The sequence below is a fragment of the Comamonas piscis genome (assembly GCF_014109725.1).
GTDB lineage: Bacteria > Pseudomonadota > Gammaproteobacteria > Burkholderiales > Burkholderiaceae_C > Comamonas > Comamonas piscis.
In genome coordinates, this window is record NZ_CP058554.1 from 3630240 (window position 1) to 3642368 (window position 12129).

Sequence of the window (12129 nt, forward strand, 5' to 3'; positions counted from 1 at the left end):
CGTAGCCCCTTTGTCAGGATGATTACTGGCCCTTGGCGGCCGCAACCTGTGCGGCAACCTCGGCAGCGAAGTCATCCACCTTCTTCTCAATGCCCTCACCCACCACGTAGAGCGTGAAGCCCTTGATCGTGGTGTTGGCGGCCTTGAGCATTTGCTCAACGGTTTGCTTGCCGTCAGCGGCCTTCACGAAGACCTGATTGAACAGCGAGACTTCCTTGAGGAACTTCTGCACCGAGCCTTCAACCATCTTGGCAGCGATGTCGGCTGGCTTACCCGACTCTTCAGCCTTGGCAGCAGCAACAGTGCGCTCTTTTTCGATCAGTTCAGCAGGCACATCGGCGCTGGTCAGTGCCACAGGCTTCATGGCAGCCACGTGCATGGCCACATCCTTGGCAGCTTGCGCGTCGCCTTCGAACTCGACCACCACGCCAATGCGGGTACCGTGCAGGTACAGCGCCAGGCTGGTGCCTTCAAAGCGCTTGAAGCGGCGGAACGACATGTTCTCGCCGATCTTGCCGATCAGGCCCTTGCGCACATCTTCCAGGGTCGGGCCAAAGCCGTCTTGCTCGTAAGCCAGCGCGCCCAGAGCGGCCACGTCAGCAGGGTTCTTTTCAGACACCAGCTTGGCAGCGGCATTGGCCAAAGCCAGGAAGCTGTCGTTCTTGGAGACGAAGTCGGTTTCGCTGTTGACTTCGATCATGGCGCCGTTGTTGCCTTCAACAAAAGCGGTGATCACGCCTTCAGCAGCAATACGCGATGCGGCCTTGCCGGCCTTGGTGCCCAGCTTGACGCGCAGCAGCTCTTCAGCCTTGGCCATGTCGCCATCCGCTTCGGTCAGAGCCTTCTTGCATTCCATCATCGGCGCGTCGGTCTTAGCGCGCAGTTCTGCCACCATGCTTGCGGTAATTGCCATTTTTCTCTCCGTATTCAGTTCAATTAGGGGGTTTGTGGAAACGTAGGTTAAAAAAAACGGGGCTAATCAGGAGCCCCGCTTTTCATTCGCGGCCCAATGGGCAGCCCTGTGGATTAAGCAGCGGTGTCTTCCACTTCCACAAACTCGTCGCCTTCTTCGCCGGAAGCAGCCTTGACCACTTCGTTCACGGCGTTGGCACGGCCTTCCAGGATCGCGTCAGCGATACCGCGAGCATACAGCTCCACAGCCTTGGCCGAGTCATCGTTACCTGGGATCACGTAGTCGATACCTTCTGGGTTGTGGTTGGTGTCAACCACGCCGATCAGAGGAATGCCCAGCTTCTTGGCTTCAGCGATGGCAATCTTGTGGTAGCCCACGTCGATCACGAAAATGGCATCAGGCAGAGCGTTCATGTCTTGAATGCCGCCGATGTCCTTTTCCAGCTTTTGCAGTTCGCGAGCAAACATCAGTTGCTCTTTCTTGCTCATGGATTCCAGACCGGTTTCTTGCTGAGCCTTCATATCCTTCAGACGCTTGATCGAGGTCTTGACGGTCTTGAAGTTGGTCAGCATGCCGCCCAACCAGCGTTGGTCGACGTAAGGCACGCCAGCACGTTGTGCTTCGGCAGCCAGGGTTTCGCGCGCTTGGCGCTTGGTGCCGACCATCAGCACGGTACCGCGGTTGGCGGTCAGCTGCTTGACGAACTTTTGTGCGTCCTGGAACAGAGGCAGGCTCTTTTCCAGGTTGATGATGTGAATCTTGTTGCGGCTACCAAAAATGTACTGGCCCATCTTGGGGTTCCAGAAACGGGTTTGGTGGCCAAAGTGGACGCCGGCTTCCAGCATCTCGCGCATCGTAACGGACATATATCTTCTCCGAAGGTTAGGTCTAAAATTCTGCCCAACTATCACGGCAGCCGTGCTATCGCACGGCACACCGCAACACCTTAGGTAGGCAGGTTTGCGATTTTGTTTTTACCCAGCGCAGCAAGCTACACTCGGCAAAACCCTAGGATTCTAACATAGTCCGACACGGCTCAGGGCAAAGTCAGCGCAATGGGTCTGTTGACGATGCCTTGCATTTTTTGAACCACAGTGGCGCAGGCAACTGCGGGAGCCGCCAAAAACTGGGCACAATCTGTCACTCGAACTCACGGTTTCTGCAAATTCTTGCATCTCCCGAGCCCCCATGTGAAGAACGGCCCCTGTCTTTGTTGTTATGAAAATTGCGATCGTTGGAGCAGGCATTGCGGGAATAGCAACCGCCTTCGAGCTGATGGAGGCCGGCAACGAGGTCAGTGTTTTTGAACAGCACCGTGCTGCTGGCGAGGAAGCCAGTTTTGCCCCTTCGGGCCTGATGTGGCCTTGTGCCATCAATCCCTGGGGCGCCACGGCCTTCCACCAGGCGCTACAGCTGGGCCTGACGCGCCCTGCCTTCTCGGAGTTGCAGGTGCAAGGCAGCATGCTCTCGGCACCGCGCCGCTGGGCACGGCGCCAGCAAGCCTTTGCCAAAAAACAGCGCGACCGCGAGTTCCTGCCCGACCTGCAGGCACTGGAGCTTCTGGCCATGCAGCGCATGCAGCATGTGCAGGAGATGCTGGACATCAGCGCCCAGTTCAGCCAGGGCCTCTTGCTGCCGCTGCGCAAGGAGCCCGGTGCAGCGGCTTTGTATGAGCTCACTCGCCGCCTGTCGGCCGCGCATATTGATTACCGCCGCTGCAACGAGGAAGAAACCCGCAGCATCGAGCCCGGCCTGGCCACCGATATACAACTGGCCGGCGCCATCCATTTGCCCGAGGCCTGGTCCGGCAACGGCCGCCTTTTCTCACAAGGGCTGCTGCAGGCACTGCAAACGCATGGCTTGCAAGTGCACACCCAGCATGCCGTCAGCGGCATCAACAGCACCGCCAGCGGTGCCAGCTTGCAGCTACCCAGTGGTGAGCAGCACTTTGATGCCGTGGTTCTCTGCGCGGGCGCAGATACCAACCGCCTGCTGCGCCCCCACCATGTGCAGTTGCCCAGCGCGCCTATCTATAGTTACAGCGCCAGCATCCAGATCAGCGAGGAGTCGCTGGCTCCGCGCCACGCGGTCATCGATCTGGAAAACAACATGATCCTGACCCGCCAGGGATCGAGGCTGCGCATCAGCGGCGGCGCCGAGCTGGGCTACCCTGACAGCCCGGAGCGCACCGAGGATGCCCGCCACGCACTGGTCAGCGTCCTGCTCGAATGGTTCCCAGGCTGCATCCAGCCCAGCCAATCCATCTTGCAGATGTGGCGCGGCGCCCGCCTAACCATGGCGGACGGCCTGCCGGTGGTGGGCGCCTCCGGCATTCCGCATATCTGGCTCAACACGGCCCACGGCGGCATGGGCTGGGGACTGTCGATGGGCTGCGCCCACCATGTGCGCCAGCGCCTGATGGGCCAAAGCAGCAGCGTAGAGCCCGAGGCTCTGGAGCTGCAACGCCTGCGCTAAGCCTTGCGCTAGGATGGCGCCATGCACCCCACTGCCGCCGACCTGCCCTACCCTGCACTGCTCAGCAGCCAACAGCTACGAGCGCGCGAAACCCGCCTTGCCCGCCAGCTCCCGCCTTACAGCTTGATGGCCCGCGCAGGCGCCGCTACCGCCAGGCTGGCCCTGGCCATCGCACCCCATGCGCGGCATATCTGGGTGGTCTGCGGCGCTGGCAACAATGGCGGCGACGGGCTGGAAGCCGCCATTCATTTGCAGGCTGCTGGCAAGACCGTACATCTGTCACTAATGCAGACCGGCGACAAACCGCTGCCCAGCGATGCCGCTCAGGCACTGCAACGCGCCCAAGCGGCAGGCTTGCGCATCGGCGACCAGGCTCCCGGCCATTTCGACCTGGCCATTGATGCCCTGTGGGGCATTGGCTTGCGCGCTGACCGTTCCAGCCCAGCCGATGGCCCCATGCTCGACTGGCTGCAGCAGCTGATGCAGACCGAGAAAGATGTGCTGTGCATGGATACCCCTTCGGGCTTGCTGGCCGATACCGGCGCCTGGCTGCCCTGGCTGGCAGCGCAGGTGCCACCCAGCCCCAAGGGTCGCCGCTTCACCCTCAGCATGCTGACCCTCAAGCCTGGCCTTTTTACACTGCAGGGGCGCGACTGGGCTGGCGAGGTATGGCTCGCACCGCTGAGCGCGGGCAACCCCCTCTGGCGCAGTGACCAGATTCCTGCAACCGACATTACCGTTTCAGATTGCGGCCAGCTCGTCACCCACGCCCGCTCGCCTGCGCTAGCCCATGACAGCCACAAAGGCATTTTTGGCGATGTCGGCGTGCTCGGCGGCCAAAGCGCGAGCAGCGACGGCCAGGGCATGGAAGGCGCCGCTATTTTGGCCGCCAGCGCAGCGCTGCATGCCGGTGCAGGCAGGGTCATGCTCCATCTGCTGGGCAGCCACCCCGCATCGCCCCGGCCCACGGGGGTCGTGGCCGACATCATGCTGCGATCGCTGGAAGCCATGCGCGCACTGCGTGGCAGCCTTGTCTGCGGTTGTGGTGGCGGCAGCCAAGTAGTCCAGGTGATTCCCCAGGCTTTGCAGCACCCGGGCAGCCTGGTCTTGGATGCCGATGCGCTCAATGCCATCGCCGCACAACCCCAGCTGCAGCAAGCGCTAGTGCAACGGGCAGCGACCGCAGACAACAGGGGCATCACCGTGCTCACTCCCCACCCGCTGGAGCTGGCAAGGTTGCTGGGCACGGACACCCCAGCCATTCAAAGCGACCGCATTGGCGCAGCCCGGCAAGCGGCGCAGCAGTGGCAGTGCCTGGTAGTGCTCAAAGGCAGCGGCACGGTGGTGGCTGCACCGAATGGGCGCTACGCCATCAACCACAGCGGCAATGCGCGCCTGGCGATTGGGGGCACCGGCGATGTGCTGGCCGGCTGCATTGGGGCGCACTTGGCGGCGCTACCGCCGGGCAGCAGCTGGGCAGATGGCTGGCAGCCGCTGCTCAATGCCGTTTGGCTGCATGGCCATGCGGCCGATACCTGGCCGCTGGGCCGGATGCTGACGGCTTCGCGCCTGGCGCACAGCCTGCATCGCCCGGGCTAGGCGCCTGAGGGCTTAGCCGCGCCCCACAAAAGGCATCTTGGTCGCCATCACCGTATGGAACAGCACATTGCATTCCAGCGGCAAGTTGGCCATGTAGAGCACCGACTGGCCCACGACATCCACATCCATCAGCGGCTCGGGGGCGATCTCGCCATGCGCCTGCATGACGCCCTGGGTCATGCGCATCGCCAGCTCGGTGCCGGCATTGCCCACATCTATCTGACCCACAGCGATGTTGTACTTGCGGCCATCGAGCGCGGCCGTCTTCGTCAAGCCCATCACCGCATGCTTGGTGGCAGTGTAGGCAATCGACATGGGCCGGGGCGCATGGGCCGAGATCGAGCCGTTGTTGATAATGCGGCCACCCATGGGCGACTGCTGGCGCATCACGCGGAACGCCTGCTGCAGGCAATAGAACATGCCGTTCAGGTTGACATTGACCACATCCTGCCAGGTCTCGATCGGCAGCTCGTCAATCGGCACCGCTGGTGCACCGCGCCCGGCGTTGTTGAACAGCATGTCCACCCGGCCAAACTGCGTGATCGCTGTATCGAACAAGGCCTTCACTGCGACCGGATCGGCCACATCGGTGGGTACCACCAGAGCCTGGTTGGCATCGGCTGCGTGACCAGCCACTTCCTGCAAAGGCTGCTCGCGGCGGCCCGCCAGCACCACAGACCAGCCATCTTTCATCAAGGCCAGCGCCGCTGCGCGGCCAATTCCGGTGCCCGCACCGGTCACCACCGCAATCTTGCGCGTCTTCTCGGTCATCCGTACTCCTTGGTAGTTGCCACAAAAAAAGCCAGGCCATCACGGTGATGGCCTGGCTTGGATCATAGTCACACTATGCAGGTTCAGCGGCGTTTGCGCGGTGTCTTCTGTCCCGGCTGTTTGCTGGCACCGGCGCTGCGGTCGTTGCCACGCGGCTTGCTGGCGCCATGCGGCGCGCCCTTGGCCTTGCTTCGCTTGAGGCTGGCACGCTGGGCATCATAGGCCTCATCGCGGCCGTCACGCTGGCGACTGCCTGGAGACGTTGCCACCTTGGCAGCACGTGCGGGCGATGCCGCGGTTTTGGAGCCGTCTTCACCCTCGCGCACCAGGCGGAAGTCGATCTTGCGCGCATCCAGATCCACGCGGCTGACCTGGATCTGCAAGCGGGTGCCGATGGTGTAGCGGATGCCGGTGCGCTCGCCGCGCAGTTCCTGGCGCATCTCGTCAAAGCGGAAGTAGTCCCCACCCAGCTCGGTGATGTGGATCAGGCCTTCGACATAGAGCTGGTCCAAGGTCACAAACAAGCCAAACGAGGTGACCGCAGAGACGGTCCCGCCGTATTCCTCACCCAGGTGCTCGCGCATGTACTTGCACTTGAGCCAGGCCTCGACATCGCGGCTGGCCTCATCGGCGCGACGCTCGTTGGCGCTGCAGTGCAGGCCAGCGGCTTCCCAGGCTTGCACCTCGCGCGAGACGCGCTGCACCCGCTCGGCCTGCAGCTTTTGCTTGGGTGCTGCCACGCGGCTGGCCAGGCGCTTGGCCAGCTTGGCCTCAGCCTCGCCCGGCGTGGGCAGCAAGGGCAACTGGTAGCGCTTGCCCGCCAAAATGGCCTTGATGACGCGGTGTACCAGCAAATCCGGGTAACGGCGGATCGGGCTGGTGAAGTGGGTATAGGCCTCGTAGCCCAAACCAAAGTGGCCGCTGTTGATCGGCGTGTAGATCGCCTGCTGCATCGAGCGCAGCAGCATGGTGTGGATCTGCTGGGCGTCGGGGCGGTCCTTGGTGGCCTGTGCAATGGCCTGGTATTCGGCAGGCTTGGGGTCGTCGCTGATCGACATGCCCACACCCATGGCCTTCAGGTAGCCGCGCAAAATGTCTTGCTTCTCGGGCGTGGGGCCCTCGTGCACGCGGAACAGACCCGGCTGGCCACCTTGCTGGATAAAGTCAGCCGCGCAGACGTTGGCCGCCAGCATGGCCTCTTCAATCAGGCGGTGCGCCTCGGTGCGGGTGCGCGGCACGATCTTCTCGATACGGCCGTTCTCGTCACAGATGATCTGGGTCTCGGTGGTCTCAAAATCCACCGCGCCACGGCGGCCCCGCGCCAGCAGCAAGGCCTTGTAGACATCGTGCAGGTTGAGCAGGTCGGCTACGCGCTCCTTGCGCTTGATCGCCTCTTGCCCCCGGGTATTGGCCAAGATGGCTGCTACCTCGGTATAGGTAAAGCGCGCATGGCTGTGCATCACCGCCGGGTAAAACTGGTAGGCCTGTACCTCGCCATCGGCGGAGACCAGCATATCGGCGACCATGCACAGGCGTTCCACATTCGGGTTCAACGAGCACAGGCCATTGGAGAGCTTCTCGGGCAGCATCGGGATGACGCGGCGCGGAAAGTAGACGCTGGTAGCACGGTCGTAGGCATCGACATCGATGGCATTGCCGTTCTGCACATAGTGGCTCACATCAGCAATCGCCACCAACAGGCGCCAGCCCTTGGTCCGGCCAATCTTGGTGGGCTCGCAGTAGACGGCATCGTCAAAGTCGCGCGCATCTTCACCATCGATGGTGACCAGCGGAATATCGGTCAGGTCAATGCGTGCCTTGCGGTCTGCCAGCCGCACTTTGTCGGGCAGCTTCTTGGCCAGGGCCAGGCATTCTGGCGAGAACTCATGGGGCACGCCATATTTGCGCACCGCAATCTCGATCTCCATGCCGGCGTCGTCGATCTCGCCGAGCACCTCGATCACGCGGCCCACCGGCTGGCCAAACAATGCCGGCGGCTCAGTCAGCTCAACCACCACGACCTGGCCGGTCTTGGCGGCGCCGATGGCGCCATTGGGGATCAGTACATCCTGGCCGTAGCGCTTGTCTTCAGGCGCTACCAGCCAGACGCCGCTTTCCTGCAGCAAGCGACCAATGATGGGTTGCGCAGAGCGTTCGATGATTTCAACAATGCGGCCTTCAGGGCGGCCGCGGCGGTCGGTGCGCGCGATGCGGGCGCGTACCCGATCACGGTGCAGCACGGCGCGCATTTCATTGGCGGGGATGTAGATGTCGCTCTCGTTGTCATCCCGGATCACAAAGCCGTGGCCTTCACGGTGGCCTTGGACTACACCTTCAATTTCTTCTGACAAATTATCTGCTCCTGTTTTGGAAGCCGTTTTTTTGATATACAATCTGATTCTTTCCTGAAATGCCCAGGTGGCGGAATTGGTAGACGCACTAGTTTCAGGTACTAGCGGGTAACTCCGTGGAGGTTCGAGTCCTCTCCTGGGCACCAAGTTTAACGACAAGTACCACTTGTTTTGTGAAAACGGTGAAAAATCAGTCTTTAGGGGCTGTTTCTACAGTGGTTTTTTAGGAAAGTCGATAAAGGGCACTGCCCTGCATCATCAGCCCAGGTGGCGGAATTGGTAGACGCACTAGTTTCAGGTACTAGCGAGTAACATCGTGGAGGTTCGAGTCCTCTCCTGGGCACCAGACATAAGCCGTTGCACTTCATGTGCAGCGGCTTTTTCTTTGCCTGCATCGCACAGCCCGGTCACCCCGCTACATCACACCACTCCCGCGGTGTTGATGGCGCGACGCCAGGCTCTGCGCTCCCATCCAGCGCGCACCGCAGGGCTGCACTACGCCCTACTTCCCCATCTGCAAAATTTTCTGCATTTGTCCGATGCACTGCAAAATTCGCCCCTATAATTGCGGCTTCCCTGAAAGCCCAGATGGCGGAATTGGTAGACGCACTAGTTTCAGGTACTAGCGAGTAACATCGTGGAGGTTCGAGTCCTCTTCTGGGCACCAAACAGCAAAGGCTGCTGCACATCATGTGCAGCAGCCTTTTCGCTTTGCTGTCCAGCGAAAGCTCGGCATCGCCCAGCAGTCCAACGTTCATCGCTATCTTTTTTGAGAAAATAATTGCACTTTTCCCAAAACAGCGTCCAACGCAGCCCTATAATTCATCCATCCTGAAAGCCCAGGTGGCGGAATTGGTAGACGCACTAGTTTCAGGTACTAGCGAGTAACATCGTGGAGGTTCGAGTCCTCTCCTGGGCACCAAACACCAAGCCATTGCACAACGTGCAATGGCTTTTTTGTTGCCTGCTCCAAACGCTTCAATCTCCGACGCAAGCACGCAGCACCGCATTCGCAAACGGAATAAAAAACGCCCTGCGCGATGAGCACAGGGCGTTTGGTGTAGCGATCAGGTGCCGCTTACTTCTTGAGCAGCGCCTTCAAGGCATTTTGCAGGCGACGGGCAACTGCCTCATCGCTGCTTGACGCCAGCACCTTGGCCACGTCCTGCTGCCAGGTCTCTTGCGGCGACGGATCATTGCGGCGCGTCAGCAGCTGCAACTGCAGCGCACGGCGGGCAGTGATGTGCTCAGCTGGCGTTGGCACTTCAGCCGCCATTTCCAGGCGCAGCATCGCTTCACGACCATCCCCAGCGGCAGGCGCCGCAATAGCCTGGCCCCAGCTGTTGCGCGCACCACTGGCCAAGCGGCCCAGATCCTGGGCGTTGGGCAGCAGTTCGGCATTGCGCTGGCTCCAGGCATCCATCATCTGGGTCAGTGCCTGGCCATGGGCCTGGGTGGCCAGCTTGCGCAAGGCGGCTTGGGCATGTTCCACCGCATCGCGCTGGGCACGGAAGGCAGCATCGCCCAGGCGTGGGCCACGGTCTTCGCGCGGTGCACGGTCCATGCGGTCACCACGGCCAAAGCGGTCGTCCGGACCCCGGCGCTCCTGGCCCCGGTCGGGACGCGGGCCCCGGCTGTCGCGGCCATCGCGGCTGTCACGGCGATCGCCACCAGGTTTGCCGCCACGGCCTGCAGGCGCTGCCGGTGCATCGCGGCGCATACCCGGGCGGTCATCGCCACTGCGCTGTGCAATGACGGGCTTGGCAACCGGCGCTGGCGCAGCTGCGGGGGCAGCGGCTTCCTCAGCCTGCGGCTCAGTACCTTCTTGCGGCGCTTGTGCATCTGCTCCGCCATTTGTCTCAGCCTCAGCAGGTTCAGCCTCTGGCTCCGCAATGACCGCTGGCGCAACCACGGGCGCTGGGGCAGCAGCGGGAGCTTGCTCCACAGGCGCTTGCTGGGCCTGCAGCGCTTGCTGCAAACCGTCCAAGGCGGCCTGGATTTGGGCGGCATCACCGCTGTGGTTGGCCGCTTCCAGCGCCTTGGAGGCATCGAGCACGGCCTGGTCACGGGCGCTCATGTGGTGCTGCACGCGCTCACGCTGCTGCGTCTTGCGGGCAAAGGCCTCATCCAGCGGCTTGCGGAACGCATCCCAGAGCTTTTGCTCATGGCGGCGATCCATCGGCACGCCCTGCGCCTCGGTCTGCCACTGGCGTTGCAACTCGCGCACTGCGTCAATGTTCAAGTTCGGCGCAGCGGCCAATTCTACGGCCTGGGCAATCATCGCGTCGCGGCGTGCAATGCTCGCCTTTTGGGCAGCATGCAAAGGCGCGGTGGCGGCATGGTGCGCAGCCTTCCAGGCATCTTGCAGCTCAGCATAGGCCTTTTCACCCACATGGCCACTGGCACGCCAGCGGTCGCCAAACTGGAACAGATCGCGCTGCACGCGCTTCCAGTCGGTCGATGCCTTGTGCGCTTCCACCCAGGCCTTCAGCTCGGCGATCAGCGCCTCGCGCTCGGCGCGGTGCTTGGCGCCCTCTTCGCGCACCTTGGACAGCCAGACCTCGACATGCTTGTAGGCAGCGTTGCAGGCTTCGTCAAATTTCTTCCACAGCGCATGGTTGGTAGGGCCGCTTTGGTCGGCCTTCTTCCAGTCCTCGCGCAATTGGCGCAGTGCTTCTTGCAGCTTGCGGCCACCCAGCTCCTGGCCTTCAGGCCGGGCGAGCAGGCCCTGGGCCTTGGCCAGCAGCTCCTCACGCACCTTGTCCGTGCTCCAGCGCTGCCAGCCTTCCAGCTCGCCCGCAGCGATCAGCGCGGTATTGACTTGCGATTCCAGCTCCTGGTCGATCTGCTTGCCGTGTTGCTTGAGGACAGCACGCAACTGCTGCGCTGCATTGGATGCGCCCTTGCCATGGCCTTCGGCCGTATGGGCTTGCAGAGCCTTCAAGGCTTCTTGCACGGCATGCTTGCCCCGCTTGGCTTCCTGCGGATCGGCAGGCGGCTTGGCGGCTGCGGCGCGGGCAGCGGCTTGCTCGGCTTCGGTGGGCAGGCCACGTCCAGCGCGGATTTCATCGGCCCAGACTGGCACGGTAGGCAGCGCTGCTTGCGCGTCCTCAGCCGCAGCCAAAGTCAGTTTGAGCGCAGATTGGAAAGCATCCCAGACCACCAGCAGCTGCGACTTGGAGGCATCCAGCATGGTCGGATAGCGCGCTTCCACGCTGCCCCAGCTGGCATCGCCTTCCAGCACGGCAGCCTGGTCTTGCCAGTGCTGCACGTCGGTGGCCAAAGCGGCTTCAGCGCCTTGCGCATCCTTGTACGATTTGGTGGACAGCACTTCGACGCGCTGGGCCAGCAGCACGGCAGCTTCGCGCTGCACCTGCACGCGGTGCTGCAGGTCTTCAATGGTTTTGATGCGGTCGGCCAGCTGGATCTTCAGCGCAGCCAGGGGCTCCTTGGACAGCGGGGCGCCGGCCTTGGCCGCATCGCGCTGCCAGGCCAGTGCGTCGGCAATGTTCAGCTTGGAAGCGCCCAGCAGCTTGCCTGCCTTTTCTGCCCATTCGGCGGCGATGGCTTCCTGGCCTTTGGCGCGGCGCAGCTCTTCCAGGCGCTCGCGGATGGCCTTGGCAGCACCCTTGTCGCGGGCAGACAGCTCTTTGAACACTTCCTGGAGCTGCTCTGCGCCAGGGTTGGTGCCCAGCCATTCGCGCACCTTGGCCGCGCGCTCGCCCGAGGTGGCTGCCGAAAAAGCACCACCGGTGACGCCATCCAGAGGATGGGGTGCAGCGGCCGCCTTGGCAGGTGCGGGGGTTGGCTCAGGGGTTTCGGGCGTCTTGTTGCGCGAGATAAAGGGGAACATGGAGTCAGTTCAGTCGTAAATACGGCCTGCATCGCAGCCGATGCAGCCATTGGCACATAAAAAAGAGGGCGGCAGGCATGGGCTCACCACCAGGGTGCTATTTTGACCGGGTTTGGCAAGGACTCCAAGCACACGGGCATCGCTATAAGGTAATTCCCCAGCGGCAG

The 12129-nt window shown here is 62.3% G+C and carries 7 protein-coding genes and 4 tRNA genes; 6 read left to right on the forward strand and 5 right to left on the reverse strand.

Annotation, left to right across the window (positions count from 1 at the left end; genetic code table 11):
- Nucleotides 1–22 precede the first annotated feature (22 nt).
- Nucleotides 23–913 carry a translation elongation factor Ts gene (gene tsf / locus HS961_RS16450; protein WP_182323820.1) on the reverse strand — a complete coding sequence of 297 codons (891 nt, stop codon included), beginning with the start codon at nt 911–913 and terminating at the stop codon, nt 23–25.
- A 113-nt stretch (nt 914–1026) separates the two neighbouring features.
- Nucleotides 1027–1779 (reverse strand): 30S ribosomal protein S2, encoded by a 753-nt coding sequence (gene rpsB, locus HS961_RS16455; RefSeq protein ID WP_182323822.1) that lies wholly within the window; start codon nt 1777–1779, stop codon nt 1027–1029.
- A 352-nt stretch (nt 1780–2131) separates the two neighbouring features.
- Between rpsB and HS961_RS16460 the strand changes: the two genes are divergently transcribed.
- Entirely contained in the window at nt 2132–3388 is a 1257-nt protein-coding gene (locus HS961_RS16460) for an NAD(P)/FAD-dependent oxidoreductase (protein ID WP_182323824.1), read from the forward strand.
- A gap of 21 nt (nt 3389–3409) precedes the next feature.
- The gene (locus HS961_RS16465; protein WP_182323826.1) at nt 3410–4987 is read left to right on the forward strand and encodes an NAD(P)H-hydrate dehydratase; all 1578 of its coding nucleotides are present in this window, start codon (nt 3410–3412) and stop codon (nt 4985–4987) included.
- A gap of 12 nt (nt 4988–4999) precedes the next feature.
- Here HS961_RS16465 and HS961_RS16470 read toward each other — a convergent pair whose 3' ends face one another.
- Complete coding sequence (locus tag HS961_RS16470) at nt 5000–5758, reverse strand: SDR family oxidoreductase (protein ID WP_182323828.1); 759 nt, start codon at nt 5756–5758, stop codon at nt 5000–5002.
- 83 nt (nt 5759–5841) lie between these two features.
- Nucleotides 5842–8151, reverse strand: coding sequence for a ribonuclease R (gene rnr, locus HS961_RS16475; protein ID WP_182323830.1), 2310 nt, complete (start codon nt 8149–8151; stop codon nt 5842–5844).
- A gap of 19 nt (nt 8152–8170) precedes the next feature.
- Between rnr and HS961_RS16480 the strand changes: the two genes are divergently transcribed.
- From HS961_RS16480 to HS961_RS16495, 4 genes are all read left to right on the forward strand, one after another.
- Nucleotides 8171–8255, forward strand: a tRNA-Leu gene (locus HS961_RS16480).
- A 115-nt stretch (nt 8256–8370) separates the two neighbouring features.
- Nucleotides 8371–8455, forward strand: a tRNA-Leu gene (locus HS961_RS16485).
- 236 nt (nt 8456–8691) lie between these two features.
- A tRNA-Leu gene (locus HS961_RS16490) sits at nt 8692–8776 on the forward strand.
- 170 nt (nt 8777–8946) lie between these two features.
- A tRNA-Leu gene (locus HS961_RS16495) sits at nt 8947–9031 on the forward strand.
- Nucleotides 9032–9187: 156 nt separating this feature from the next.
- Here the strand turns inward: HS961_RS16495 and HS961_RS16500 are convergent.
- Nucleotides 9188–11962, reverse strand: a complete 2775-nt coding sequence (locus HS961_RS16500; RefSeq protein WP_182323832.1) for a DUF349 domain-containing protein — start codon at nt 11960–11962, stop codon at nt 9188–9190.
- Nucleotides 11963–12129 lie beyond the last annotated feature (167 nt).